The organism is Arsenicicoccus sp. oral taxon 190 (assembly GCF_001189535.1).
In the GTDB taxonomy this organism is placed as follows: Bacteria; Actinomycetota; Actinomycetes; order Actinomycetales; family Dermatophilaceae; genus Arsenicicoccus.
In genome coordinates this window covers 1052682-1077797 of the sequence record NZ_CP012070.1, presented here as the reverse complement: position 1 = coordinate 1077797, position 25116 = coordinate 1052682, and the positions used below count along the sequence as shown (strand labels likewise).

The window sequence follows — 25116 nt, the reverse complement described above, 5'->3', positions numbered from 1 at the left end:
AGCAGGCTCAGCAGCTCAAGGGCTCAGGGGGTCGGCGGCGTCGTCGGGGGTGCCGGCGTCGGCTGCGTGGTCGGCGGGGCGGTCCCCGTCGGGGTGGGCGTGGGGGTCGATGTCGGGCGCGGGCTCGGCGGCGCCGGCGCGGGGGTGGTCGGCGGGGGCGCCGGCGCGGTGGAGGTCACGGTCACGGTGGTCGTGGGCGTGACCACCGCGACCGTCAGGGTGATCTTGGTGCCGGGCGGCTGCGAGCCGTCGTTGATGTCCTGGTCGAGCACCGTCCCGGGCGTCTGCGTGCTGGGCTTGTCCTGCCGCGCGACGCGGAAGCCGGCGTCGGTCAGCGCCTTGGCGGCGCCCTCCCAGTCCTGGCCCACGACGTTGGGCACCGGCATCTTGCCCGACGACACGAAGAGCGCGACCTTCGACCCCACCGGCACCGTCTGGCCGATGGCGGGGTCGGTGCGCACGACCTGACCCTCGGGGATGGTCTTGTCGTCAACGACCTTGACGGCGCCGGCCGCCAGGCTCGCGTTGGTGAGCCGCTGCTGCGCCGACGCGGTGGTGTACTTGCGCACGTCCGGCACCACCACCTCCGACGGCCCGGAGGACAGCACCACGGTGACCGGGTTGGCGGGGTCCTGCTGCGAGCCCGCGGGCGGGTCGGTCTCCACGACGGTCCCCTTGGGCGACCGGCTCGTCTTGGTGGTGAACGACCCCTGCAGCCCCGAGCTCTGCAGCTTGGAGCGGGCGGTGGCCTCGGTCTCCCCGACGAGGACCGGCACGGTCTTGTAGGCGATCGGGTCGGGCCGGGTCAGCCACCACACCCCGAGCCCGGTCAGCGCGAGCAGGGCGACGAGCACGGCGATCCACGCGACGTAGCGCCGGTTGTCGTCCTCCGCCACGGCCGGGTAGCTCGACGTCACCGGTCCGTCGCGACCTGGACCCTCCACCCCCGGCCGTATGCCGGCCGCCGTCGCGCCCGCGGCTGCGCCGAGCCCGGCGCCGGCGGCGGTCGCCCCCCCGCCGGCTCGCGCGCCGTCGGCATACGACGCCGGAGGCGCCTCGGTGCGCTGGATCGACTCGGTGGGGGCGAAGAGGGCGGACGCGGTGGCGCGGGCCTCGTCGCTGAGGGGGCGCCCGGCGCGGGCGGCCTCGAGGTCGCGGCGGAAGGAGTCGGCGCTCTGGTAGCGGCGCTCGCGGTCCTTGATCAGCGCGTGCATGATCACGGTGTCCAGGGAGCGCGGGATCGAGTGCTCGTGGCTGGAGGGCAGCGAGGGGTCCTCGCCGACGTGCTGGTAGGCGATGGCGAGGGGGGAGTCGCCGACGAAGGGCGGTCGGCCCGCGACGAGCTCGAAGAGCAGGCAGCCGGCGGAGTAGAGGTCGGAGCGGCCGTCGACGTCCTGGCCGCGGGCCTGCTCCGGGGAGAGGTACTGCGCGGTGCCGATGACCGCCTGGGTCTGGGTCATGGTGGCGGTGGCCTCGGCGCCGCCGCGCGCGATGCCGAAGTCCATGACCTTGACGTCCCCGGCGGGGGTGAGCATGACGTTGCCCGGCTTGACGTCGCGGTGCACCAGCCCCCGGTCGTGCGAGTAGCCGAGCGCGGCGAGGACCTTCTCGACGATGCGCATGGCGTCGTCGGGGGCAAAGGGGCCGTGGTCGTGCATGAGCTGGCTGAGGGTGTGCCCCTGCACCAGCTCCATGACGATGTAGGGGATGACCTCCTGCACGCCGACGCTGGTGGTGAGGACGTCCTCGCCGGAGTCGAAGACCGCCACGATGTTGGGGTGCGAGAGGCTGGCGGCGGCCTGCGCCTCGCGCCGGAAGCGGCCCTGGAAGCTGCGGTCGCCGAGCCGCCCGGCGTGCAGCATCTTGATCGCGACCGGGCGGCCCAGGCGGGTGTCGTAGGCGGCGTGCACCGTCGCCATACCGCCGCGGCCGATCTCCTCGCCCAGCTCGTAACGGCCTCCGATGAGCCGGCTCACTGCCCGATCACCGCCTGGATGACCTTCTTGGCGATGGGGGCCGCGGCCTTGTTGCCGCCGGTCTCGCGACCCGCGGTGCCGCCGTCCTCGACGACGACGGCGACGGCCACCTGGGGCTTGTCGTCGGGGGCGTCCAGCGGCGCGATGGCCGTGAACCACGCGTGCGGCGCCCGGCCGTTGCCCTGCTGGGCCGTGCCGGTCTTGCCGCCGACGGCCACGCCGGAGATGCGGGCGTTGCTGCCGGTGCCGTTCTCCACCACGGACTGCATCATGCGCGCGATCGTCTGGGCCTGCTCGCTGGTCATCGCCTTGGACAGCTGCGCCGGGTCGGTGCGGTCGAGCACCGCGAGGTTGTCGCCGCGCACGGACTTGACGAGGTAGGGCTTCATGACGACGCCCTTGTTGGCGATCGCGGCGCTGACCATGGCGACCTGCAGCGGGGTGACGCGGACGTCGTACTGCCCGATCGCGGCCTGCGCGGACTGGGCCTTGTCCATCCCGGCCGGGACGGAGGACGGGGTGACGCGCATCGGGACCCGCAGGTCGTCGCCGAAGCCGAACTTGGCCGCCTGGTCGCGCAGCGCGTCCCCGCCGAGGGCGATGCCGATGCCGCCGAAGGCGCTGTTGCAGGAGGTCTCGAGGGCCTCCTGCAGGGTGATCTCGGTGGAGCCGGTGCAGCGGCCGTTCTGCCAGTTGGTGAGCGGGGTGGACGACTGCGGCAGGGGCAGCTGGGCGGGGGCGGGGATGCGGGTGTCCTGGGTGTACTTGCCCGAGGAGAGCGCGGCGGCCGTGGTCACGAGCTTGAAGACGGACCCCGGCGGGTAGAGGTTCCCGCCGATCGCGCGGTTGACGAGCGGCTGCTCGGCTCCCGTCGTGAGGGACTTCCAGGCCTGCGTGACCTCGGCGAAACGGTGGCTGGACAGCTGAGCCGGGTCGTAGCTCGGGTGGCTCACCATCGCGAGGATCGCGCCGGTCCGCGGGTCGAGGGCGACGACGGCGCCGCGCTGGTCCCCGAGGGCCGCGTCGGCGGCCTGCTGGACCCGGGGGTCGATGGTGAGCTCCACCGACGCGCCGGCCGGCTGCCGGCCGCTGACGAGGTCGGTGAGGCGGCGGTAGAAGAGCTTGTCGGAGCGCCCGGAGAGGATGTCGTCCTCGGCGCCCTCGATGCCGCCGCCGGCGCCATACGTGAAGGAGTAGTAGCCGGTGACGTGGCTGTAGAGCGCCCCCGCGGGATAGCTCCGCTCCCAGCGCAGGTCGTCCTGGCTGGGCACCGACTTGGCGATGGGGGTGCCCCCGACGAGGATCTGCCCGCGCTCGCGGTCGTAGCTGGCGAGCAGCGACCGGCGGTTGTCCGAGCGCGCCGCCAGCGACTTGGACTGGAAGAACATGATCGTCGTCGACGACACCAGCAGGCAGGTGAAGAGGAAGGCGACGACCATCGCGAGGCGGCGGATGGGGGGGTTCACCGGGTCTTCACCACCTGCGTCGCGGCGGCGCCGAGGTCGGCCTCGTCGCCCTCGTCGATGGGGCGGCGGGCCTGGTCGCTGATGCGCAGCAGCAGCGCGACGATGCTCCAGTTGGCGATGAGGCTGGACCCACCGGCCGACAGGAAGGGCGTGGTGAGGCCGGTCAGCGGGATGACCCGGGTCAGGCCGCCGACGACGACGAAGACCTGCAGCGCCACCGAGAAGGCCAGGCCCGCGGCGAGGAGCTTGCCGAAGCCGTCGCGGACGCCGATGGCGGTGCGCAGCCCCCGCTCGACGAGGATGGCGTAGAGCGCGAGGATCGCGAACAACCCGACGAGACCGAGCTCCTCGGCGAGGCTCGCCACGATGTAGTCGGACTTGGAGAAGGGCGTGATCTCGGGGTGCCCCTGGCCGAGGCCCGCGCCGAGCAGCCCCCCGGACGCCATGCCCATGATCCCCATCCCGACCTGGGACAGCCCGTGGTGGAAGGGGTCGAGCCACAGGTCTACGCGGGTCTGCACATGACTGAAGAGCAGCCACGCGACGTAGGCGCCGCCGCCGAACATCAGCAGGCCGAGGGCGATCCAGCTCACCCGCTCGGTGGCGACGTAGAGCATCGCGACGAAGAGGCCGAAGAACAGCAGCGACGAGCCGAGGTCCTTCTCGAAGACGAGGATGCACAGGCTGAACGCCCAGGCCACGAGGATCGGGCCGAGGTCCCGCGCCCGCGGAAGCGGGAAGCCCACCACCCGGCGCCCCACCAGCGACAGCACGTCGCGGGTCTGCACCAGGTAGCCGGCGAAGAACACCGCGAGCACGATCTTGGCGATCTCCCCCGGCTGCAGGCCGAAGGGGCCGATCCGGATCCAGATGCGCGAGCCGTACTGCGCGTCGCCGATGACGGGCAGCAGCGGCAGCAGCAGCAGGATCACGCCGGCGGCCATGAAGGTGTAGGTGTAGCGCCGCAGCCGGCGGTGGTCGCGCAGCCACAGCAGCAGCACGATCGCGCCGATCACCGACACGAAGCTCCACAGCAGCTGCCGCGGGGCGAGCACCCCCTCCTGCGTGTGCTCCAGGTCGATCCGGTGGATCATCACGAGGCCCAGGCCGTTGAGCAGGATGGCGATGGGGACGAGCAGGGGGTCGGCATACGGCGCGCGCCAGCGCAGCGCCAGGTTGAAGGCCACGCCGATGCCGAGCAGGCCGGCGCCGTTGGTGAGCATGTCGGTGGGCAGCCGGCCGCTGGTCTGCAGGCCCACGTTGGCGTAGGCGAGCATGACCAGGGCGACCGCGAGGACCATCAGGCCGAGCTCGATGGTGCGTCCGGTGCGTGGGCGGTATGACGAGACCGTGGTCACGGCGTCGCTCCCGTCGTGGGCGTCGTGGGCGGCGTCGGCCGGGGCCTCGGCCCCGAGGTGGTGGTGACGGTCGCGGCGGGCACGGTGCTGGTGGGGGTCGTGGCGGGGGTGCCGGCGCCGGGGCCGCCGCACGCCTGGCCGTGGGCCTTGGCGTTGGCGCAGGCCTGGGCCTGGGTGCGCAGGTCGGTGACGATGCCGCGGGCGCTGTCGAGGGAGCCCGCGGTGACGCCGGTCTGGACCCGGGTGCGGTAGAAGTCGGGCAGGTCGGCGACCGGCACGTCGGTCTGCTCGGCGACGCTGGACAGCTCGATCGGGCCGAGGGTCTGGTCCAGGCCGCGGTAGATGGTGACCCGGCCGTCGCGGTCGGTGACGAAGTACTGCTGCTGGGTCCAGCGCCACGCGGCGTAGCCGATGCCGACGAGGACGAGCAGGGTGAGCAGGCTCGCGGCGAGGATCCGCGCGAGGCGCCCCCACCGGGAGCCGACGCCCTCCTCGGCGAGCGCCACCGGCTCCTGGTCGCCGGCGCCGCTCGCGGTGCGGGCGAGCGCCGCGGCGCGGGAGGCGGGGGTGTCGGGGGCGGAGCGGTTGAGCTGGCGGGCGGCGGCGGCGCCGACCACCTGCGGGCGGGTCGAGGGGGCGGCCTCGTCGGCGAGCCGGACGACGTCGGCGACGATCGCGGTGATGTTGTCCTGGCCGCCGGAGCGCAGCGCGAGGTCGACGAGCCGGTCCGCGGCCCGGCCGGGGTCGGTGACCTCGGCGAGGATCTCGGCGATGGTGTCGTGCGCGACGAAGCCGCTGACCCCGTCCGAGCAGATGAGGTAGCGGTCGCCGTGGCGCAGCTCGCGCCAGGACACGTCGGGCTCGTCGCCGTCCTGCCCGGTGAGGACCCGCGTGACCATGGAGCGCTGCGGGTGGTGCTCGGCCTCCTCGGGCTCGATCCGGCCCTCGTCGACCAGGCTCTGCACGAAGGTGTGGTCGTGGGTCAGCTGCGTGAGCGTCCCCCCGCGCAGCAGGTAGGCGCGCGAGTCGCCGATGTGGGCGACCGCGAGCTTGTTGTCGGCGCGCAGCAGCGCCGTCACGGTAGTGCCCATCCCGTGCAGCTCGGGCTGCTCCTGGGTGATGTCGTGCAGCTGGGCGTTGGCGTTGGCCACGGCGTCCTCGAGGTGCTGCAGGGCGCGGGTGCCGTGGGAGTCGTCGTCGAGGTGCGCGAGGGCGCCGATCGCGGTGGAGCTCGCGACGTCGCCGCCGGCGTGGCCCCCCATGCCGTCGGCGACGACGAGGAGGTGGGGGCCGGCATACGCACTGTCCTGGTTGCTGTCGCGGACCAGGCCCACGTGGGACCGTGCCGCGTAGCGCAGCGCCATGGGCATGGTCAGGTCACCGCCTCAGCTCGAGGACGGTGCGGCCGATCCGCAGCTGGCTCCCGAGGCCGACGGGCGCGATGTCGGTGAGGCGTTCGTCGCCGAGGTAGGTGCCGTTGGTGGAGCGCAGGTCCTCGACCTTCCAGCCGTCGTCGTCGCGGTAGATCCGGCAGTGACGCCCGCTCGCGAAGTCGTCGTCGAGGATCAGCGCGCACTCGGGGTTGCGGCCCACCAGCACCCCGGACTCCTTGAGCGTGATCGACGTGCCGCGCAGCCCACCCTCGGTGACCACGATCCGGCCCGGCTCGTTGCTGCGGCGCCGCGGCCGGGCCGCGACCTTGCGCCCTGCCCGCGGGGCGACGCGCGTGCCGTAGATGTCGCGGCGCAGCACCCCCGCCAGGCTGAAGACGAAGAACCACAGACCGACCAGCAGGCCGAGCCGGATGATGGTGAGGGTGAGCTCGCTCACGGACCGTCCTTAGCGCTTGCCGAGCCGGAAGGTGAAGGAGGTGCGCCCGATGGTCACCCGGTCGCCGTCGGCCAGGCGCTGGCTCGTGACGCGGTGCCCCTCCACGAAGGTGCCGTTGGTGCTGCCGAGGTCGCGGATCGACCCCACGAGGTGCGGGCCGTCGTGGTGGACGCGGATCTCGGCGTGCCGGCGGGAGATGCCCGGGTCGTCCAGGACGATGTCGGCGACGCCGTCGCGGCCGATCACCGTGATCGCGCCCAGCAGCGGGTAGCGGTCGCCGTCGATGTCGAGCCACGGCCGGCGGGTCGGGTCCAGCCGGGGCCGCTGCTCGGGCGGCTGCACCGGCTGCTGGACCTGGGTCGCGCCGAGGCCCTCGTCATCGAGGTAGTCCCGAGCGCGGTCGGACTCCTCGCGCATCGGCGCCACACGGCGCTGCTGGTCGTCCAGCGGCAGGCGCGGGCCGGCCAGCCCGCTCTCGGCCACACCCCCCGGGACGTGGGCTGCGCCCGCCTCGTATGCCGCACCGCCCGCGCGTCCCTGCGCGGCCGCGCCGTCGGCGTAGTCGTCACGACCGCCGGCGTAGTCGCCGCGGGGGCCGGCGGACTGGCCGCCGGGTGCACGCTCGTGGTCGCGGGTGAAGGGGTCCTTGGCGCTCGCCGGCCGCAGCCGGAACACCCCGGTCTCGAGCTGCGGGTCCTGGGAGAGGATCACGCGCACCGGGCCGGCCGGCTGGTAGCGCTGGCTGTCGGCGTGGTCCTCGGCGGCCGCGACGAGCTCGTCGGTCAGGCCCTCGGCGTAGGCGCTCAGCTGGTCGTAGTCACTCGGGCTGAGCGCGATCGTGTAGAGGTTGGGCACGATGGTGCGGCCCCGCCCCACGACCGCCGCCTTGTCGTCCATCGCCGTGCGGATCGCGCTGGCGATCTCCACGGGCTGCACGCTCGACTTGAAGGCCTTGGCGAAGGCGCCGTTGACCATGGACGACAGCTTGCTCTCGAGATTGTCGAACAGTCCCACCGGCGCTCCTCCTCCCTCTGCGACCTACGGCGACACGCGGACTCGTCTGGCATCGTAACGGCGGCGTCTGTCAGGCCGGTGGAGGCCGCGGCCCCGAGGGGTCTCGGTTTGGTGACTTGGGGGCGGATGGGGCATCATGGGACGTCGCACGCGGTCCCCCGACCGTGAGCAGCCACGGGCAAGTGGCGGAATGGCAGACGCGCTGGCTTCAGGTGCCAGTGTCCGCAAGGACGTGGGGGTTCAAGTCCCCCCTTGCCCACCAGCTCGGCCCTCGGATCCCGCATCCGGGGGCCGTTCTCTTAGCCCCCGTCACTCGCCCCGGCTGCCCCCAGTGCTTGGGTGAGGCGAACGGAGTCGCCGCTGGTTCGGACGCCGAGGTCTTCCAGGGTGAACCAGGCGACCTTGAGCCCTTCCTCGACGGCTTGCCGACCGGGGGCCTCGAGCAGGAACGTCTTCCCGGTCTCCGACGGGCCGCACACCACCGGGTTCTCCCGTCGGTGGACCCACCCCTCAGGGTCGGCTCAGTTGGCGGCGGGGCTCAACGTGGCGCGGATCTTGTTGTTGGCCTTCTCGACGTCGAGACGACTGAGGAAGAACAGGATGATGGCGGTGGCGATGGCGGGGATCCACAGGTACATGAAATAGAGCATGTTGATCGCCGAGGCGCTCTGGGTAGCGGCCTTGCCGACGTAGCCGCTGGCGGCGAGCAGCCAGCCGGCGAGTGCGGTGCCGATGCCTCCGCCGATCTTCACACCCAGGGTGGTGCAGGAGAACATCATCCCGTCGATGCGCTTGCCCGTGCGCAGCAGCGTGTGCTCAGAGGCCTCGGCGATGAGGGCGTTCAGGGTGCCTCGAAGGGGGCTCATGCCGAACGAGGCGATCGCAGAGAAGGCGAGCATCAGGGGGATGTTGCCCAGATAGCCGCCGATCACGACGCCGATGCGGCCGACGACGGCGATGATGTAGCCCCACAGGTTGACCTTGTACATCTGTCCGAACCTGGCGACCAGGACCGGGGTGAACAGCAGGCCGAGGATGATCGGGATGTTGATGGCCCACGCGAACATGCCCAGAAGGGTCGCGTCGTTGAGGACGTAGGTCATGAAGTAGATGCCCATGTTCAGCGTCGCGGTGAAGATCTGCTGCACCAGGTAGACGACCAGGATGATCAGGTAGAACTTGTTCGCCAGGAGCAGGCGGGCGCCTTCCTTGAAGGTGTACGTCTCGGCGGCCTGGACGTCGCGTCCTTCGTCGAGCTCGGTGGCGGGCAGTTCCTTGACCGACAGCACCGACAGGGTGTTGACCGCCAGGCCGATGACGGCGTAGATCACGGCGATCCAGCGCCATCCGTCGGCGCCGCCTCCGAGGGCGCGCACGCCCTGGACCGTGAGGGTCGTCCTGGGTCTGGAGACCGCCGAGACTGACCAACTGCGATTCCCCGCGAACATGCCCGTGGTCCTGACCGACTCCCGCACCCTGTCGCTGCCCACCGTCGGACTCGACCAGGCAGGTGGCGCGCAGCTGGCCGTCGAGCACCTGCTCGGCACCGGCGCCCACACGGTGCACCTGGTCGCGGGCCCCAAGAACTCGATCCAGTCCCAGCAGCGGCAGCAGGGGTGGCGACGAGCTCTTCAGACAGCCGGTCGCCCGATCCCCTAACCCCTCCATGGCGACTGGACCCCCGCCTCGGGATACCAGGCGGGACGGCACCTAGTGGCGCAAGACGGCGTCCGGGCCGTCTTCGTCGCGAACGACGAGATGGCAAGCGGTGTCATGCGCGCGATGCACGAGGCCGGGCTGCGAATCCCCGACGACGTCGCCCTGGTCGGTTTCGACGACGTCAGCGCGGAGTGCCTCTGGCCTCCCCTGACCAGCGTGAGGCAGGACTTCCGCGCCATCGGCGAGCACCTGGTCACCCTCCTGCTTGAACGCCTCGACAACCCACCTGCCCAAGGCGCCATCCCAGTGTCCCAGGCCATCGTCGTCCCACCGCGCCTGATCGTCCGCGCGAGCACCGCACGACGGTGATGACCGGCCGGACGGGATTTGCGGTGTCGCCCAGCGTGATCGCATATCGGACCACCCGACGGCGCTGACGCCCGACGAGGAGCCGCCGACGTTCCAGCCGATCCCCCTGGCCAACGTCCCCGCCTCCGCCTGACCGGTGCTCACGAGATCGGGGCTGCTCCTGGTGATAGGCACCAGAAGCAGCCCCGATCTTGTGCGCTCGCCCCGTCCGGGCGGGTAGGGCGGCTCGGCATACGAGCGTCTCTGGGCTCTCCCGGTCCGGCGAGACGGTATGACGACCCGCCCGGAGCAGGCCCTGCCGCCCTCAGCTCGCGACGGTGAAGCGCTCGCCGCGGTGGGCGGGGCGCTCGAGCTCGTCGACGAGGGCCACCGCGAAGTCCTCGGCGCTGACCTGGTCGCCGGCGGGCACGTCGAGCTCGACGGTGTAGCGCCCGGTCCGCTCGCCAGGCGCGATGACCGGCGCGGGGGCGAGCATCGTCCAGTCCAGCCCCTCGGCCTCGCGATAGAGGTCGAGCACGGCGGCGAAGGTGTCGGACTCGGGCTTGTACTCCGCGGGGAAGCCCGGGGTGTTGCGCAGCTGGGTGTCCCCGACCTGAAGCGCACCGGCTCCGCCGACGACGAGGAGGCGACCCTCGGGACGTGCCTCGATGAGCGCGCGGTGCGCGGCGAGGGTCGGCTCGTGGCTGCCGCCGTCTCGTGCCGGGGGCACCGAGATGACGGTCGCGTCGCTGGCGGCCATCTGGGCGATGACGTCGTCGGTGTCGGACAGGTCGATGGTCAGGGCCTCGGCCCCGTCGACGGGAGTGCCGCGGCGCGATCCGGCGACGACCTCGTGGCCGCGGGAGAGTGCCTCCGCGACGACGCGCTGACCGACCATGCCGGTGGCCCCGATGACGGTGATCTTCATGTCTGCCTCCTGTGATGATGTGCTGCCTGGACCAACGATAGTATGGATAGGTAACCAAGTACCTCAAGGTAACCATCACCCCCAGGAGCAGATTCGTCGTGGACCGCCAGCCCCGCTTCGACGTCCTCGACCCCGGCTGCCCCTCGCGCAGCGTGCTCCGCCACCTCACCGACCGGTGGACCCCGCTGGTGGTGGGGGTGCTCGCGGAGGGCCCTGCGCGCTTCGGCGAGGTCCGGGACCAGGTGGGCGGCGTCACCGCCAAGGTGCTCACCCAGACGCTGCGCTCCATGGAGCGGGACGGCCTCGTGAGCCGGCGCGCCCAGCCGACGATGCCGCCGCGGGTGGACTACGAGCTCACCACGCTGGGGCTGACGCTCGTCGAGCCGCTGGACGCGCTGCGGGGCTGGGCGGAGCAGCATGCGGGCGAGGTGCTGGAGGCGCGATCGTCCTACGACCTGGGGCCTGCGCCGGCGCTTGACGGCGGCTGACCGCCGATCAGGACAGGACCCAGCCGTCGGGGGTCTCGCGGATCACCCGGTCCGCGCGCGACCGGGTCGCCCGGATCAGCTCGGCGTTGACCTCGTCGACCTCGTCCACCCAGGCCCGTGCCGCTGCGGCCGCCTTGCCAAAGGCCGTATGCCGGGCGACCAGCCGCTCGCGGCGCACCGCGTCGTCGAGCTCGACCCACCACACCTCGTCGCACGCGGCGCGCGCCTGCTCCCACCCCGGCAGCAGGAGGTAGTTGCCCTCCGAGACGACGACGCGCGCCGCCGCCTGCACGACCAGGGCCGCTGCGAGGGGCTGCTCCAGCTCGCGCTCGAAGCCGGGCACGTAGACGTCCCCGTCGGCAGTGCTGACCCGGGCGAGGGTGGCGGCGTACCCGTCCCGGTCGAAGGTCTCGGGCGCTCCCTTGCGCTCGCGCAGGCCCAGCCGGTCGAGCTGCGCGTCGGCGAGGTGGAAGCCGTCCATCGGCAGGTGCGCGGCGAAGCCCTCGCCGTGCCGGGCGCGCAGCGCGTCCAGGAGGGCCAGCGCCAGCGTGGTCTTGCCGGCGCCGGGCGGCCCCGTGATTCCGAGGACGAGTCGCCGGCCCCCGTCCGGGCCGCGCTCGCCCGGGCCGCGCTCGCCCGAGCCCGGCCCGCCAAGCCCCTCGATGAGCGTCTCGACGAGCTGCGAGAGGGTGGCGGTCGTCATACGGGACCACCCGGGTGAGCGGTCGAGTCCCCCCGCCCCCCAACCCGGCTCACCAGATCTCGAACGACCCGCGGAACACCCGGGCGGCGTCGTCCTCGGTCACCTCCTTGGGGCAGGCGCTGAGCAGGCGCTGCTGCTTCATGGTGCCGGTGACCAGGTCGTCAACATCCGCGTCGCTATAGCCGACGGCGCCTAGCCCGTTGGGCAGCGCGATGTCGCGCATCAGGCGGGACAGCACGGTCGGCAGCAGGTCGGCCGGGTCGTCGGTCATCGGGGCGTCCGGGTCGAGCATCCGGGCGGCCTCGACGTGCCGGTCCGGGTTGGTGTCGAAGGTGAACCGGAAGGCTTCCGGCGCCGTCAGCGACACCGACATGCCGTGCGGCACCATCGGCTCGTCCCCAGCGTAGTCGTCGGGGTGGAAGTCCTTGACCTGCCCCGCGATCGGGTAGGCATTGGCGTGCGGCAGGTGCACCCCGGCGTTGCCGAAGCCCATCCCCGCGAAGGTCGCTGCGAGCGCCATGTCATAGCGCGCGTCCTCGTCGTCGCCGTGGTGCACCGCCTGGCGGAAGGCGTGCGAGAGCAGCTGCAGCGCGCGGCTGCACCACATGTCCGAGACCGGGTTGGCGCCGCAGTACGGCACGCGCTGCTCGGGCTGCTTGCGGGGGTAGGCGGCATACGGCTTGGCGGTCCAGCTCTCGAGCGCGTGGCACAGGATGTCCATGCCGGCGCTCGCGGTGACCCCCGCGGGCTGGGTCAGGGTCAGCCGCGGGTCCACGACGGCCAGGGTGGGGCGCAGCCGCGCGTGGCTGATCCCCGTCTTGACCTTCTGCGCGAGCACGTCGAGCACGCAGATGGTGGTGCTCTCGGCGCCCGTGCCGGTGGTGGTGGGCACGGCCACGAGCGGCTTGAGCGGGTTGACTGGGTCGCGGCCCTCGCCGACGGGCACGTTGACGTAGTCCATCAGCTCGCCGGGGTTGGTCATCAGCAGGTTGATCGCCTTGGCGGTGTCGATGCTCGACCCGCCCCCGACCGCGACGTAGGCGTCGTAGGGGCCGTGCGCGCGGGCGTGGTCGATGGCCTCCTGCAGGCTCGCATCGGTCGGCTCCACGTGCACCTGGTCAAAGACGTCGGCCCGTATGTCGAACCGGGCCATCTGCTCGGCAACGCGCTGCGGGGTGCCGGTGGCGGCGATGCCGGGGTCGGTGACGACGAGGACGCGCTTGGCGCCCGTGAGGGACAGGTCGTAGCCGATCTCCTCCGACGCGCCGAGCCCGAACTTGAGCTGGGGGGCGCCATACGTGAAGACGGTCTCCCGGTGCGCGTGCTCGCTCACTTGATCACCACCGGGTTGACGGGCGTGCCCGCGGCCTTGGCGACCTTGAGCGGCGCGGCGACGTAGAAGAAGGTGAACTGGCCGTCCTCGGCGCAGTCCGCGGCGAGCTCCTCGAGGTCGCAGATCTCGGTGAGGGCGACGCCGAGGTTGCGCATGAGCGCGCAGTGAAGCGGGAGCGCGACGCCCGAGCCCGGGTCGTAGGTGACCTCGTTGGCGATGGTGTCGGTCGCGAGGTTGGGGATCTCCATGTCCTGGAACCACTGAGCGAGCTCGAGCGAGTAGGTCAGGCCCGGCTCGCAGAAGTCCTCGTAGAAGGCGTCACCCTTGTCGAAGAAGTGCTTGAGGTAATTGGTGCGCACCACGAGGATGTCGTGCTTCTCGATCGGGGTGCCCTGCGCCTCCGCGCACGCGACGAGGTCCTCGTGGGTGAACGTCTCGGCCGGGTCCAGGGCCTCCTTGCCGCGCCACCGCGCGATGTCGAGCAGGATGCCGCGGCCGGCCACGCCCCGCTCAGCGATCGGCATGATCGACGCCTTGTCGAGCCCGCCGACGGTGGTGTCGGCGTCGTAGCCGTTCCAGATCTTGCCGTCGTACCAGAGGTGGCCGAGGGCGTCATACTGCGTCGATCCCTGCAGGAAGGCGTCGAGCTTGTCGTCGGCGTAGTGCAGGCCGCCGGGGTACTCGGGGCCGCCTGCGCCGTCGTACCAGTTGGACTCGTCGAGGATCTGGGTGCGCACCGCGGGGGTGCGGCCGGGCCAGACCGGGTCGCCCTTGGGGTCGCCGATCATGCGCTGCAGCGTGAAGACGCGGCCGGTCCTGACGCTGCCGATCCCGCGCATCACCTCGCCCGGGGTGAGGTAGTTGAGGGCGCCGACCTCGTCGTCGGGACCCCACTTGCCCCAGTTGCTGGGGGCGTCCTTGAGCAGCTCGTTCATCGAGGGTGCATCGGTCATCGTCGTCCTCCTGCACTGAGGGGTGGGGCACCTCGTCGCGGCCCTACGCACCAGTAGACCCCGTCGGCCCGGACACCGCTACTCCGGGATCAGGGCGTATGCCGGGGCCCGCCGCGCGACCCCGTGACGTGCTGGCGCCGTGGGGCAGCGCGTGGGCTAGCGTCCGGGCTAGTCACTCCGGGCCATCTTTCAGGTCATCGAGGCACCTGGCGCGCACGAGGGTGGACCCGTCACGCAGGATGAACCCGTCGTGACCTCCCGACAACACCGACCACCCGAAGGGCCCACCCCGCATGTCCGCTGCCTCTGTCTCCGCCTCCGCCTCTGCCGTGCTGGCTGCGGCCCTGGCCGTCTGTGCCGTCCCCGCCTTCGCTGCCTCCGCCGCACCGGCCGCTCCGGCAGCTGCGCCGTCCCCGCCGCCGCTGCAGCTGGCGAGGTTCCAGGCCGACGCAGGTGGCACCAAGGTCAAGGACGACAAGAAGAACGTCAACGGGGAGTACCTCCAGGTGCGCAACACCTCCGCGAAGGCGATCAACGTCACCGGCTACTGGTTCCGTGACACCCACGGGAACCGGTTCGTCTTCCCGCGGGGGTCGGTGATCGGGGCGCGCACGACCGTCACGGTCTACACCGTAGGTGACGCGTGGCTGCCACTGGCCTGCTGGGCCTCGCCGCCAGTCGATGACCAGTCCAGGGTGCGGCTCAGCAGATTCGTTGGTGGGCGCCACCCAGCAGTGACGCCGAGCTCTCAGGCGTGGGGGCGGCGGTGGCGCGGCGGTGCTGTCGTTCACGGGACGATCGCGCAGGGGTGTCCCTGGGCGGCCCGGAGGCGGGGAGGCGGTAGGCATGACGTGGGCATCATGCCGGGAGGGTGTGACAGTCCGCCCTCGTCCTCGACCGCGGGACGCTTCGGGCCCGCGGTCGGTGGCTGTCGGTCCGCCACCGCCCTCGGCCGCGGGGCGCCCGTCGGTGAGATCTCGTTGGGGTGGGCTGCCGGGACGGGGCGGTAGCACTGCCCACCCCGGCGGAGGTCAGGCGACTCGGCCGGGGGTGGCGGCGCGGTAGGCCTGGAGGATGGAGACCGGGACGCGGCCGGCGGCCGGGACCGCGATCCCCTGTCGCCGCGCCCAGGTGCGAGCGGCGGCGTCCTCGGTGGCAGGGCGGGCGCTGGCGCGGCGTCTGGAAGGGCCCCCCTGCAGCCTGCGCAGCTCAGACTCGAGCTCGGCGATCCGTCTGGTGCGGGCCTTGGCTTCCTTGCGGGCCTCCAGGTCGCGGGCCAGGTCCTGCAGCTGGTCGTGCAGCTGGGTGGCCTTGCGCATCAGCTTGGGGGCGCCGCTGGCCAGCGCCTCGGCCAGGATGGCAGATGCGTCCTGGCATACGTTGCGGGGGGTGGAGGTCACGGCTGGCTCCTTCTGGAGGGGGCGGGTGGGGGTGATCCGACGGGCATGGGTGCGGCGGGCCTGGTCACGGAGTGGTGCTCGAGCGCAGTTGCTGCAGGGTGCGGGTCGCTACCTGGAGCTGGCCGTGGGTCAGGCCTCCCGCCCCCAGTGCCTTGTGCGCTGCGGTGTTGAGCGTCTCGATGGCCTCGGCCAGGCGCTCTGGGTCGGCGTCGCGGTGCCCGCAGAGGTGGTTCAGGACGGTGGCGATGGCCGAGGCGTCGCGGATGGGGATGGGCATGAGTGCTCCTGTGTTGGTGGGCGGTTAGTGGTCGTAGGCGTGAGGGGTGGGGTCGTGGGAGCCGACATCGCCGTAGTCGCTGTCGTCCAGGTCCCAGACCTGCATCCCCTGTCGGGCGAGCTCGACGACGGTGTCATGACCGCACCCTCGGCATCGGTAGGCGAGCAGTCGGCGCGCAGGGTGAGCGCCTTCGGCTGCGGTCGTCCCCGTGCAGGTCAGCCGGGGCTGGTTGGTGCGGCACGTCGCGCACCGGATCTGGTCGTGGGTTCCGCGGCCGCAGATGAACGTCTGCGGCTCCTCTCGCCATGGCTCCCAGGCGACCTTGCGGCCGTCCCACCGTGGTGGGAGGTCGTGTGCCGTGCCGCGGCCGGGCAGAGGTACCAGCAGGGGCAGCATCGCGTCGCCGGGGCCGGCTCCCTGCGGGCCGGTCGGAGCGCTCGTGCGACGACCGGTCACGGCGCGACCTGCGGCTCGCGCAGGAGGGGTGCCTGCGCCGGCTCTTGGGCCGTGAAGCCATGCTGAGAGCAGGGCGGGAGGTGTGGACTCGTGGGCGTGCGGTCGGTGGCTGCGGCGCTGCTGGGGGTCGAGCGGAGGTCGGCGTGGGTGTTGGGGTGGTGGGCCATGGGGTCCTCGTGCGTCAGGTGGGGGTGGAGCCTGGTGGGTGGCGGTCAGGGGCCACGCCACCCACCAGGGGTCTTGGCAGACACGGGCGAAGGGTCCTGTCGCGTGCCGCCGGGGGCCGTCAGGCCGCGGTGAAGCAGGAGTGCTCGCGCAGGTGGTCGAGGTCGTGCACGTCGCCCAGGACGTCCAGGCCGCACGGCGTGACCTGGAAGAGGGGCTCGCCGCCGGTGGTGGCAGTGATCAGGTCGTGCTCGAGCAGTCGGTCCAGGTGGGGCTGGGCGGTGCCAGGGTCAAGCAGGATGTGGCGCTCGAGCTGGAGGATGGGGGCGGGACCGGTCTGGGCCACCACGAGCAGGACGGTCCAGTCGTAGGGGGCGATGGTGCGGCGTCTGAGGGCACTGCTCCTGCCGGGTCGGGTGCTGGTGGTGTGGACGCTCATGAGCGCACTTGCTCCTCAAGGACGTCGCCGAGGCCGAGGTCAACGGTGAACAGCCCGCAGTGGCGGGCCACGGCCTCGGAGGCTGCGACGTCGCCGGCGGCGAACAGGTCGCCGACGAGCTCGGCGTGAGCGACCCGGCGGGATTGGTCCTGACGGTCCTCGTAGGCGGCCAGGACGGCGGGAGCAGGTGCGCTCGGATCGGTCACGGCGCCGCCCGTGATGCGGGAGTACACCTGCGCGACCGTGGCAGCCGCGCTCCTCTCGCCGCGCACCCACCCCAAACGCGCCCGAGGCCACCCGGGCGCTCGTGCTGCAGCTGCGCCGCACGCTGACGGCCGCCGGCCACGACGCCCGGGTCGACAACCATGCGGGCGGTGCACGATGACCTGGCTGGCGGCCCTGGTCCTGGGCATGGTGCAGGGGCTGACCGAGTTCTTGCCCATCTCCTCCACGGCGCACCTGCGGGTCGTGGCAGCCCCCGCCGGGTGGCCCAACCCCGGCGCCGCGTTCACCGTGGTCACCCAGCGCGGCACCGAGTCTGCGGTGCTGCTGTACTTCCGCCGCGACACCGCGAGCATACTGCGCACCTGGACGCGGTCCCGTGGACCCCGGGCCTGCGGGCGGACCCCCAAGGCCCGGCCCGGCTGGCCGTCTCCCCTCGCGGGCGCAGCCCGTTCCCCGGGGGATGCGGACTGCCGCGGCCCGCGCGACCACCCGGACGACGATCCGGGGTATAGGTGAGCCATGAGCGACTCGCAGCCCTCCACACGGGACGAGACCGAGGCCGAACGGCTCGACCGCAACTTCGCCGATCAGCTCCAGGAGCTACGCATCGCCCAGGCGGGCGTCCAGATCCTCTTCGCGTTCCTGCTCACGATCCCCTTCCAGCAGCGGTTTACGACGCTGACCGACCTCCAGCGGTCGATCTACGTCGTCACCCTGCTCGCCGTCGCCGTCAGCACCCTCGTGTTCATGGCACCCGTCGCGATGCACCGGATGCTCTTCCGGGAGGGGCTCAAGGACTTCGTCGTGCGGCACACCGACACGCTCATCAGGACCGGCCTCTTCTTCCTCGGCGTCGGCATCATCGGAGGCGTCGTCCTGGTCCTCGACGTGCTGCTCTCGCAATCGACCGCGTTCTGGCTCGGTGGCGGCCTGACGGTCCTCGCCTTCACCCTGTGGGTGCTGCTCCCCGCGTCACAACGGCGTCGGCGGCGGCGTGAGGACGCCGAGGCCTGAGGAATGCCGAACGCCCCCGAGCTGGCTCGGGGGCGTTCGGCGCCCTTCGTCGCGACGGACGGCACGGCCTACCTCTACTGGAAGAACGACGGCAACGCCGTCGGCAAGGACACGTGGATCTCGGTGCAGCGCCTCTCGGCCGACGGCCTTCGCCTCGAAGGAGAGCCGAAACGCCTGCTGCGACAGGACCTCCTGTGGGAGGGGCGGCTCGTCGAGGCGGCCTTCGCCCGCGGGCGCGACGCAGCTTCCACCTCTTCTACTCGGCCAACGACTACGGCAGCGACGCGTACGCGGTGGGACACGCCACCGCGTCGTCGCCGACCGGACCGTTCACGAAGGACCCCGAACCGGTCCTGACGAGCACCGACGTCGCGGCCGGTCAGGGGCACTGCGCGATGCTCGAGACCCAAGGACGGCCGGGTGCTCATGGTCTACCACGCGCGGGCGCCCGACTCGGTCGGCTCGGAGGTCCTCGGCCGCACGATGTGGCTCAGCGAGGTCACCTTCGACGGACGCAAGGTCAGCGTCACGCCGCCACGGACGCAACTGCCCACCGGCCTCGGACCGGCCTCTGACCATGCGGCCGGACCGTCACGTCTTGGCCGAGGCGAGCACCTTCCCCGTGTCGGTGCGGACCTCCAGCGCCTGGATTTCGTTGGGCCGCAACGCCGTCGCGCCGGTCACCTTGGAGTAGCCCGTCGCCGTCGCGCGCCACGACGCGGCGGCCGTTGCGTGACCCTTGCCGTCGATGACCCAGAGGACCAGGGCGCCGGTCTTGGGCATGTCCTCGCAGTCGATGTCGAGCTGGGTGCCCCAGCCGCGGGTCACGAGCGCGATGTCGACGCGCACCGAGCTGCCCGGCACCGCGGCCGCGGCCACGTGCGTCGTCGGCGGGGTCGGGGTGGTCGCCTCGGTCAGCTTCGGCCCGAGCCACGCGCCGCCGGCGAAGAACACGGCGGCCGCCGCGGCCGCGAGGCCCGAGAGCCACGTCCGCCGGCGGCGTCGACGGCGGGCGACCTCGCCGAGCAGGCTCGTGACGCGCTCGTCGTCGGGCTCGGTCATGAGCGGGGTCGGCGCGGCGGCGGGGCCGTCGGACAGGTGGGGACCGCCCTCGGGTCCGGCCAGGTCGAGCAGTCGGGGCAGCCCGGACACCTGGCCGAGCTCCGTCTGGCACGGTCCGCACGTGCGCAGGTGCTCGCTGTAGGCGCGGTGGTCCTCGTCGGACAGGCCACCGAGCACGTACGCGCCGAGCAGCACGTGCAGGTCGTCCGATGCGGGGTTCATCGGGTCACTCCCATCTCGTCGAGGATGACGCGCAGGTTGCGCACGGCGTAGTAGGCGCGAGACTTCACGGTGCCCTCCGGCACCCCGACCCGCACGGAGGTCTCGGCGGCGTGAGCCGCTCGTAGTAGAGGCAGCGCTCGATCTCACGATGGTTGGCCTGCAGCCGGCCGAGGGCCTCTTCGACGAGCACCTGGTCCAGCGCCCGGTCGAGGGCGAAGTCCTGCTCGGCGACCTCGACGAGCTGCGCCTGCTGCGGACGGCGGCCGGCGGCGCGGTACTGGTCGACGATGAGGTGGCGGGCGGTGGTGATGAGGTAGGCGCGCAGGTTCTCGGCCTCCGGCGCCTGCTTCCAGACGCGCAGGATGACCTCCTGGACGATGTGTCGTCGACGCGGTTGGCGTCGCTCGTGGCACGCCAAGACGACCCGCCGCAGCATCGGCCCGTGCTCGCGGTAGATCTCCGCGGCCGCGTCGTCGTCGAGCGGCATGCCGCCGCCACCTCCTCACTGGTGCTCCCAGGGTCGGAGACGCCCGCGAGCCGACTCCGGTTCACCGGTCAGCTCCCTGCACCGTCTCACGAGATCACCGAGGACGTATGCCGTCCGCCGCGGTCCCGGCCTAGCGTGGGGCCAGGTGCCCTGCCACCTTCCCGAACCCGGCCCACCATCCAGTCACGGGTGGCCTCTTCCTGTCCCCGGTCCCGGCAGGACCGGCCGGCCGGGCGACCCGGCGGCGATCGAGACGCCGGTGGCGGCCACCGCCGCGCAGGTGCGCAGCCTCGCGAAGGGGGCGGACGGCATACGCGAGTCTGCGTTCGGGGCTCTGGGTGCTGCGGCGGTTCCGGCCCGCTCCAGTCGGCGCCTCGGGTGTGACGCTCACGTCGTCGAGCTCTCAGCTCGACGACCACGACGACGAGCGCTGCGAGAACGAACCCGGCCAGGGCGAACCAGATGCTGTTGGACGGGCCATCACCGGCGTGCCTCCAGGAGTTGCTGCAGCTGCTTGATCTCGGCGGTCTGTGCCGTGTCGATCGCGCGGGCGAGCGTCAGGACCTCGGGCTCTGTCGCCAACCGGAGAGCGGCCTGTGCCATCTGCACGCCGCCTCTGTGGTGGGCGATCATCATGGTGAGGAACTGGCGTTCGGCCTCCACGCCCGTGGCCTGCTGCAGGGATTGCAGCTGCGCCGGTGTGGCCATGCCCATGGCTCCCGCAGCTGTCTCGTTCGGGGTGCTCGAGCTGGCGCTGTCGCGCATCCCCGGCATTCCGGCATGGGTGGCGGACGGTTCCGGCGTGCTCGTCGTGCCGCTAGGACGATCGCTGCCGCTGGTCGGGTCTTGCGAGGGGCCGTCCTCTGGCTGGTGGTGCTCAGCGGTCATCCACGCCATGGGGCGGTCCGGGGAGGTCGCCGGCAGCCCCCAGTGGGCCAGCCAGCCGTACATCTGCCCGGCCTGCTGGGACTGGCTCGTGGCGATGTCGTACGCGACCGCGCGCAGGGTCGGATCGGCGGTCTTGTCGCGGATGATGAGAGCCATCTGCACGGCCTGGTTGTGGTGGGCCTGCATGTCACGGGCGAAGCCGACATCGGCGCCGCCCTCCCGGGGGGCGTCGCCGGCGCGACCGAGCTGGTAGCCGGCGAACCCGGCCAAGGCTACGAACACGGTCACGAGCACGGCCCCCACGAGCGCGACCCGTCCCGTCAGGACGCGCAGGGTCGGCGCGCGAGAGCCGCTCGCATCCTCGGGAGTCCCGGTCGAGAGATAACCGGTGTCGGCGTCCTTGGTCACCGTCACATCCCCTGCGGGACGGGAGCGCCGGTTCCGTCGGTCCCGCCGGTGCATGTTGCGCCCGGCTCCGGGGTCTGGGGCCCTTGGCGGTAGACCTTGACGAACTCGGCCAGGCGCGGGTCGGCGGCGCTGTCGAGGGTCAGCTGCTTGCCCCACGCCGAGGCGACGACGGGAGCGGTCAGGCCCTTGTACGGCGACAGGACGATGTAGGTGTCGGGCAGCGCCGCTGTCAGCTTCTTGACCTGGTCGGCCGGCAGGCCCTCGCGGTAGGTCACCCAGACCGCGCCGTGCTCCATGGAGTGCACGGCGTTCTCATTGGGCACCGGCTTGGTGTACGTGCCGCAGTTGAGCCACACGGGGGCATGCTCGCCACCGGCCGGCGGGGTCTGCGCGTAGGCGACGGGAGTGCTGACGTGGCCCTGGCTGACGGTGTAGGAGCGGACCGCGTCGAGCGTCGGACGGTCGGCGCGCTCCTTGAGCACGACGATGCCGACGGCGGCCACCATGGCGACGATGACCGTGGCGACACCACCCCAGAGCAGGACCGAGCGGCGTCGTTCCTGAGCTTTCTGCGCGGCGGCCATCGTGGCGGCTCGGTGGCGGCGCTCCTCGCGGTCAGCGCCGCGGTTGTGCGGGGTAGCAGGCATGGGACCTCCAGGCAGGGGCCCGCGCGGCACCGTCGCGGCACCGGCAGGGCGGTCGTGTGAGTTGTCGTGCTGGCGCGTGCACCCGGTTCGGACGGGCGGTCCACAACGCATTGCGCGTACCGTAACATCTGAGCATGCGTTCAGATGAAGCGGTCCTCGTGATCGATGCCTGCACCGACCACTGCGTCCACCCGGAGACGGTGCGCCACGTCCGGGCCCGCGCCCTGCCCGAGAACGACCTGGTCCAGGTGTCGGCCGTGTTCAAGCTGCTCGGGGACCCGACCCGGGCCAAGCTGCTCTACGCCCTGCTGGAGGCCGGCGAGCTGTGCGTGTGTGACCTCGCCGCAGCCACCGTTGTCGCAGAGACGACGGTGTCGCAGTCGCTGCGCCTGCTGCGCGCGTCGCAGGTCGTCACCGCCCGCCGTGACGGACGCCTCATGTACTACCGCCTCGCGGACGCGCACGTGCGGATGCTCTTGGACCTGACGCGTGAGCACATGACCCACGAGCACACCGCGACCCAGCCTGCTCCGGTCGAGCACGTGGAGCCCACCACCGCTCAGTCGGTGACCTCTCGCGTCTCTACGCGGCGCGCCGCTTCCACGCGAACGGGAGCAAGCGCATGAGCCACGGACACGGGCATGGACACGGCGGGGGCGGCTCTGCCGCCGGCGCCCACCGCTGGCGCCTGCAGCTGGCCTTCGGGCTGGTCGCATCGTTCTTCGTCGTCGAGCTGGTCGTCGGGCTGACCTCCCAGTCGCTGGCCCTGATCAGCGACGCCGGCCACATGGCGGCCGACGTCGTCGCGCTGGGGGCGGCGCTGGTCGCGACCCGCATCGCCACCCGCGCAGACACCACCGGGCGACGCACGTTCGGCTCCTACCGGGCCGAGGTCTTCGCCTCGGGCCTGGCCGTGCTGCTCATGCTGGGTGTGGCCGTCTACATCTGCATCGAGGCCCTCGGACGCATCGGCGCCGAGCCCGAGGTCGCCTCCGGCCCGATGCTGGTCGTCGGAGCCCTCGGTCTGCTCATCAACCTCATCAGCATCGTGCTGCTGCGCGCCGGCGCCAGCGAGAGCCTCAACGTCAAGGGCGCCTACCTCGAGGTCCTGGCCGACACCCTCGGATCTGTTGGGGTCATCGCCGCCGCCATCCTCGTGGGCACCACCGGGCAGACGTGGTGGGACACCGTCGTGGCCCTGGCGATCGCCCTATTCGTGGCCGTCCGCGCCGTGATGCTCGGCCGCGAGGTGCTGGCCGTCCTCGGGCAGCACGCGCCGGCGGGCATGCACCCCGACGAGGCGGAGCAGGCCCTGTCGGAGATCTCCGGTGTGGTCGAGGTCCACGACCTGCACGTGTGGACGCTCACCTCCGGGATGAACGTCGCCACCGCCCACCTCGTCATGGCAGACCCGCACGCCGGCGCCCCCTCGGCGAACTCCGCCACGATCCTCACCCAGGCCGCAGCGGTCATGCGTGAGCGCTTCGGCATCGAGCACGCCACCTTGCAGGTCGAGCCCGCGGGCTCCAGCGCCTGCGCCCAGACCTCATGGTGAGCGACACCGTCCCGCTGACTCGACGCCGCGCGCTGCAGCTGGCCTCCAGCCTGGTGGCCGTCGGGGGCGCCGCGTTGCTGGCGGGCTGCGGCGCCCGGCACGACGCTGGAAGGGCGGCCCTGGTCCAACGCAGACCTGCACGGGACGGTGCTCGTCGTGAACGTGTGGGGGTCGTGGTGCCCGCCCTGCATCAGCGAGTCGGCCGATCTGCAGAAGGCTTGGGAATCCGTTCAGCGACGACGCCTTCCCGTCCGGTTCCTCGGGCTGGACAAGATGGAGACCCCGGCCACCGGACTGTCCTTCCAGCGCCAGCACCGCATCACCTACCCGTCCTTGGCCTACGACGGCGGCGTCCCGATCCTGGCCCTGCAGGGCAAGGCGGTTGCCACCCCGACGACACTCGTCCTGGACAGGTCCGCCCGCATCGCCGCCCGCGTGTCCGGGCCGGTGACCGCCAGCGTCCTGACCGGACTCATCGACGACGTTCTGGCCAAGGGCTGAGACTATGCACGCTCACCGTCGCAGACTTCGGTCGCGTTGCGGGGCTATCGCTGTTGCCGTCGCGCTGCCGCTGCTTGCTCTGGGTCCGGGGGCTGCGAAGGCCGACGAGCCGGCTCGTGCAGCATCTCAGACGCAGCTCGACAGAATGGTCCCCGCGGCGGCCGCGGCTCCTTCGCAAGTCCCCACACCGACGCCTAGCTGGACCATCCCAGGCCCCATCGACGAAGACCCGGCCCACACCGTCCCGCCACCCACTGAGCCCGGGAACCACTCCTGGGCCTGGGCCGGTATCGCGGCCCTGTTGCTGGGGATCATGCTCACGCTCTGGCTGCGTGACCGGTCCCGGGGAAAGGGCACCGGATGAGCGCCGTGACCCAGGCCCTGACCCTGGTCGCGTTCCCGGTGGCGGCAGCCGCTGCGGGCACGGCGATCTCCATCCTGAGGCCGCCCAGGCCTCGGCTGGTCAGCGCCATCCAGCACTTCGCCGCGGGCGTCGTGGTCGCCGCCCTGGCAGGTGAGGTCCTCCCTAGCCTGCGCGAGGAGGGCAACCTGCCCTACGCCGTCCTCGGGTTCACCGCCGGCGTCGCCGTCATGCTTGCGATGGCCGCCTACTCCCGCCGTCAGGAGGCCGCGGCCGCCCGAGAGCCGACGCCCACAACGGGGTCGGACTCGGCAGCAGCCTCAACCGTGAGCTCGCCACACGGACGCGGACTGGCTACCTCCGTCACCCGACAGGTCGCGCGCCGAGCGGCGGTCGCCCTGCCCCTTGGCCTGCTCGTCGCCGTCGGGATGGATCTCGTCATCGACGGACTCCTCGTCGGTCTCGGGGCAGTCCTCGGTGCGGCACAGGGCATCATCCTCACCATCGCGCTGACTCTCGAGATCCTGTTCCTGTCGCTGTCGCTCGGCAGCGAGCTCACCGAGGCCGGCCTGAACCGGGCCCAGTCCGCCGCGACCGTCGTCGGGCTGGGCCTGCTGACCGCCGTCGGTGCGGTCGGCGGAGCCGCGCTCCTCGCCGGTGCGGGACCAGCCGCCCTCGCCGCCGTTCTCGCCTTCGGCGCTGCCGCCCTGCTCTACCTGGCCGTGGAAGAGCTGCTCGTCGAGGCGCACGAGCAGACCGAGACCACGGCCCTGGCGGCGATGTTCTTCCTCGGCTTCCTCGCCGTCTACGTCCTCGGGGAGCTCACCGGGTAGGGCTACCCGCCCTAGCGCGCCATCACGCGCGGGTCGCCAAAGGCGTACCTGACTCGCAATCCGGCTTCAGCCTGCAGCCCCCAGCCCCCAGCCCGATGAGCAGGTGGGGTTTGCCGGGAC

30 protein-coding genes and 1 tRNA gene are annotated in these 25116 nt (G+C 72.0%); 11 read left to right on the top strand and 20 right to left on the bottom strand.

What is annotated here, in order from left to right:
• Positions 1-23: 23 nt before the first annotated feature.
• Genes pknB through ADJ73_RS05050 form a run of 6 tightly spaced genes read right to left on the bottom strand, consistent with a single transcriptional unit; the run spans position 24 to position 7644 of the window.
• Positions 24-1976, bottom strand: a complete 1953-nt coding sequence (gene pknB / locus ADJ73_RS05075; protein WP_050347350.1) for a Stk1 family PASTA domain-containing Ser/Thr kinase — start codon at positions 1974-1976, stop codon at positions 24-26.
• Positions 1973-3442 carry a peptidoglycan D,D-transpeptidase FtsI family protein gene (locus ADJ73_RS05070; protein ID WP_050347349.1) on the bottom strand — a complete coding sequence of 490 codons (1470 nt, stop codon included), beginning with the start codon at positions 3440-3442 and terminating at the stop codon, positions 1973-1975. The genes pknB and ADJ73_RS05070 overlap by 4 nt, the downstream gene beginning before the upstream one ends.
• A complete protein-coding gene (locus ADJ73_RS05065) occupies positions 3439-4800 on the bottom strand; it encodes an FtsW/RodA/SpoVE family cell cycle protein (RefSeq protein WP_050349263.1) in 1362 nt (453 codons plus the stop codon). Before ADJ73_RS05065 ends, ADJ73_RS05070 begins: the two co-directional genes overlap by 4 nt.
• Positions 4797-6164: a Stp1/IreP family PP2C-type Ser/Thr phosphatase gene (locus tag ADJ73_RS05060; RefSeq protein ID WP_253272669.1), complete on the bottom strand. Its 1368-nt coding sequence runs from the start codon at positions 6162-6164 to the stop codon at positions 4797-4799. Before ADJ73_RS05060 ends, ADJ73_RS05065 begins: the two co-directional genes overlap by 4 nt.
• A gap of 13 nt (positions 6165-6177) precedes the next feature.
• The gene (locus tag ADJ73_RS05055; RefSeq protein ID WP_050347347.1) at positions 6178-6630 is read right to left on the bottom strand and encodes an FHA domain-containing protein FhaB/FipA; all 453 of its coding nucleotides are present in this window, start codon (positions 6628-6630) and stop codon (positions 6178-6180) included.
• A 9-nt stretch (positions 6631-6639) separates the two neighbouring features.
• Positions 6640-7644 carry an FhaA domain-containing protein gene (locus ADJ73_RS05050; protein WP_050347346.1) on the bottom strand — a complete coding sequence of 335 codons (1005 nt, stop codon included), beginning with the start codon at positions 7642-7644 and terminating at the stop codon, positions 6640-6642.
• 176 nt (positions 7645-7820) lie between these two features.
• On the opposite strand from ADJ73_RS05050, the gene ADJ73_RS05045 reads away from it, so the two are divergent.
• Positions 7821-7906: transfer RNA gene (locus ADJ73_RS05045), tRNA-Leu, on the top strand.
• A 37-nt stretch (positions 7907-7943) separates the two neighbouring features.
• On the opposite strand, the gene ADJ73_RS17700 is transcribed toward ADJ73_RS05045, so the two are convergent.
• On the bottom strand, positions 7944-8123 hold the full coding sequence (locus ADJ73_RS17700; protein WP_301280703.1) for a hypothetical protein: 180 nt from the start codon (positions 8121-8123) through the stop codon (positions 7944-7946).
• 42 nt (positions 8124-8165) lie between these two features.
• Positions 8166-9092, bottom strand: coding sequence for an MFS transporter (locus ADJ73_RS05035; protein ID WP_082176750.1), 927 nt, complete (start codon positions 9090-9092; stop codon positions 8166-8168).
• Here ADJ73_RS05035 and ADJ73_RS16510 point away from each other — a divergent pair.
• Together ADJ73_RS16510 and ADJ73_RS05030 are read left to right on the top strand one after the other, a co-directional pair.
• Entirely contained in the window at positions 9091-9303 is a 213-nt protein-coding gene (locus ADJ73_RS16510; protein WP_082176749.1) for a hypothetical protein, read from the top strand. The two genes, ADJ73_RS05035 and ADJ73_RS16510, sit on opposite strands and share 2 nt — an antisense overlap.
• A 54-nt stretch (positions 9304-9357) precedes the next feature.
• Complete coding sequence (locus ADJ73_RS05030) at positions 9358-9672, top strand: substrate-binding domain-containing protein (protein ID WP_050347344.1); 315 nt, start codon at positions 9358-9360, stop codon at positions 9670-9672.
• 304 nt (positions 9673-9976) lie between these two features.
• Here ADJ73_RS05030 and ADJ73_RS05025 read toward each other — a convergent pair whose 3' ends face one another.
• On the bottom strand, positions 9977-10579 hold the full coding sequence (locus tag ADJ73_RS05025; RefSeq protein ID WP_050347343.1) for an NAD(P)-dependent oxidoreductase: 603 nt from the start codon (positions 10577-10579) through the stop codon (positions 9977-9979).
• Positions 10580-10677: 98 nt separating this feature from the next.
• Here ADJ73_RS05025 and ADJ73_RS05020 point away from each other — a divergent pair, with 98 nt between their 5' ends.
• Complete coding sequence (locus ADJ73_RS05020; protein ID WP_156188125.1) at positions 10678-11067, top strand: winged helix-turn-helix transcriptional regulator; 390 nt, start codon at positions 10678-10680, stop codon at positions 11065-11067.
• Between the two features lie 7 nt (positions 11068-11074).
• On the opposite strand, the gene ADJ73_RS05015 is transcribed toward ADJ73_RS05020, so the two are convergent.
• Genes ADJ73_RS05015 through ADJ73_RS05005 form a run of 3 tightly spaced genes read right to left on the bottom strand, consistent with a single transcriptional unit; the run spans position 11075 to position 14056 of the window.
• Positions 11075-11770, bottom strand: coding sequence for a nucleoside/nucleotide kinase family protein (locus tag ADJ73_RS05015; RefSeq protein WP_082176748.1), 696 nt, complete (start codon positions 11768-11770; stop codon positions 11075-11077).
• A gap of 49 nt (positions 11771-11819) precedes the next feature.
• Positions 11820-13103 (bottom strand): hydroxyacid-oxoacid transhydrogenase, encoded by a 1284-nt coding sequence (locus tag ADJ73_RS05010; protein WP_050347342.1) that lies wholly within the window; start codon positions 13101-13103, stop codon positions 11820-11822.
• On the bottom strand, positions 13100-14056 hold the full coding sequence (locus ADJ73_RS05005) for a cyclase family protein (RefSeq protein ID WP_019285919.1): 957 nt from the start codon (positions 14054-14056) through the stop codon (positions 13100-13102). Before ADJ73_RS05005 ends, ADJ73_RS05010 begins: the two co-directional genes overlap by 4 nt.
• 293 nt (positions 14057-14349) lie before the next feature.
• Between ADJ73_RS05005 and ADJ73_RS17775 the strand changes: the two genes are divergently transcribed.
• Positions 14350-15066, top strand: coding sequence for a lamin tail domain-containing protein (locus ADJ73_RS17775; protein WP_082176747.1), 717 nt, complete (start codon positions 14350-14352; stop codon positions 15064-15066).
• 21 nt (positions 15067-15087) lie between these two features.
• Here the strand turns inward: ADJ73_RS17775 and ADJ73_RS04995 are convergent, their stop codons facing one another.
• The 4 genes from ADJ73_RS04995 to ADJ73_RS04975 all read right to left on the bottom strand — a co-directional run bounded on the left by ADJ73_RS04995 (position 15088) and on the right by ADJ73_RS04975 (position 17026).
• Positions 15088-15456 (bottom strand): Lsr2 family DNA-binding protein, encoded by a 369-nt coding sequence (locus ADJ73_RS04995; protein ID WP_019285917.1) that lies wholly within the window; start codon positions 15454-15456, stop codon positions 15088-15090.
• Between the two features lie 64 nt (positions 15457-15520).
• Positions 15521-15733 carry a hypothetical protein gene (locus ADJ73_RS04990; protein ID WP_019285916.1) on the bottom strand — a complete coding sequence of 71 codons (213 nt, stop codon included), beginning with the start codon at positions 15731-15733 and terminating at the stop codon, positions 15521-15523.
• Between the two features lie 742 nt (positions 15734-16475).
• The gene (locus ADJ73_RS04980; protein ID WP_019285913.1) at positions 16476-16793 is read right to left on the bottom strand and encodes a MarR family winged helix-turn-helix transcriptional regulator; all 318 of its coding nucleotides are present in this window, start codon (positions 16791-16793) and stop codon (positions 16476-16478) included.
• Complete coding sequence (locus ADJ73_RS04975; RefSeq protein WP_156188124.1) at positions 16790-17026, bottom strand: hypothetical protein; 237 nt, start codon at positions 17024-17026, stop codon at positions 16790-16792. Before ADJ73_RS04975 ends, ADJ73_RS04980 begins: the two co-directional genes overlap by 4 nt.
• Here ADJ73_RS04975 and ADJ73_RS17890 point away from each other — a divergent pair.
• Complete coding sequence (locus ADJ73_RS17890) at positions 17013-17534, top strand: undecaprenyl-diphosphate phosphatase (protein ID WP_441293939.1); 522 nt, start codon at positions 17013-17015, stop codon at positions 17532-17534. The genes ADJ73_RS04975 and ADJ73_RS17890 overlap by 14 nt on opposite strands.
• A gap of 3 nt (positions 17535-17537) precedes the next feature.
• Positions 17538-18032: a DUF6328 family protein gene (locus ADJ73_RS04965; protein WP_019285910.1), complete on the top strand. Its 495-nt coding sequence runs from the start codon at positions 17538-17540 to the stop codon at positions 18030-18032.
• Between the two features lie 591 nt (positions 18033-18623).
• On the opposite strand, the gene ADJ73_RS04960 is transcribed toward ADJ73_RS04965, so the two are convergent.
• From ADJ73_RS04960 to ADJ73_RS04945, 4 genes are all read right to left on the bottom strand, one after another.
• On the bottom strand, positions 18624-19316 hold the full coding sequence (locus tag ADJ73_RS04960; protein WP_050347339.1) for a zf-HC2 domain-containing protein: 693 nt from the start codon (positions 19314-19316) through the stop codon (positions 18624-18626).
• A gap of 64 nt (positions 19317-19380) precedes the next feature.
• Positions 19381-19803 carry a sigma factor gene (locus tag ADJ73_RS04955; RefSeq protein WP_239266252.1) on the bottom strand — a complete coding sequence of 141 codons (423 nt, stop codon included), beginning with the start codon at positions 19801-19803 and terminating at the stop codon, positions 19381-19383.
• A 480-nt stretch (positions 19804-20283) separates the two neighbouring features.
• Positions 20284-21099: a DUF305 domain-containing protein gene (locus ADJ73_RS04950; protein WP_050347338.1), complete on the bottom strand. Its 816-nt coding sequence runs from the start codon at positions 21097-21099 to the stop codon at positions 20284-20286.
• A 2-nt stretch (positions 21100-21101) separates the two neighbouring features.
• The gene (locus ADJ73_RS04945) at positions 21102-21746 is read right to left on the bottom strand and encodes a DUF3105 domain-containing protein (protein WP_037214245.1); all 645 of its coding nucleotides are present in this window, start codon (positions 21744-21746) and stop codon (positions 21102-21104) included.
• A 134-nt stretch (positions 21747-21880) separates the two neighbouring features.
• On the opposite strand from ADJ73_RS04945, the gene ADJ73_RS04940 reads away from it, so the two are divergent.
• The 4 genes from ADJ73_RS04940 (at position 21881) to ADJ73_RS04925 (ending at position 24996) form a co-directional block, all read left to right on the top strand.
• Positions 21881-22372 (top strand): ArsR/SmtB family transcription factor, encoded by a 492-nt coding sequence (locus ADJ73_RS04940; RefSeq protein WP_082176745.1) that lies wholly within the window; start codon positions 21881-21883, stop codon positions 22370-22372.
• Complete coding sequence (locus ADJ73_RS04935) at positions 22369-23301, top strand: cation diffusion facilitator family transporter (protein WP_050347337.1); 933 nt, start codon at positions 22369-22371, stop codon at positions 23299-23301. Before ADJ73_RS04940 ends, ADJ73_RS04935 begins: the two co-directional genes overlap by 4 nt.
• 147 nt (positions 23302-23448) lie before the next feature.
• Positions 23449-23802 carry a TlpA family protein disulfide reductase gene (locus ADJ73_RS04930; RefSeq protein ID WP_313535945.1) on the top strand — a complete coding sequence of 118 codons (354 nt, stop codon included), beginning with the start codon at positions 23449-23451 and terminating at the stop codon, positions 23800-23802.
• Positions 23803-24162: 360 nt separating this feature from the next.
• Positions 24163-24996, top strand: a complete 834-nt coding sequence (locus ADJ73_RS04925; RefSeq protein WP_037214236.1) for a ZIP family metal transporter — start codon at positions 24163-24165, stop codon at positions 24994-24996.
• Positions 24997-25116: the final 120 nt, after the last annotated feature.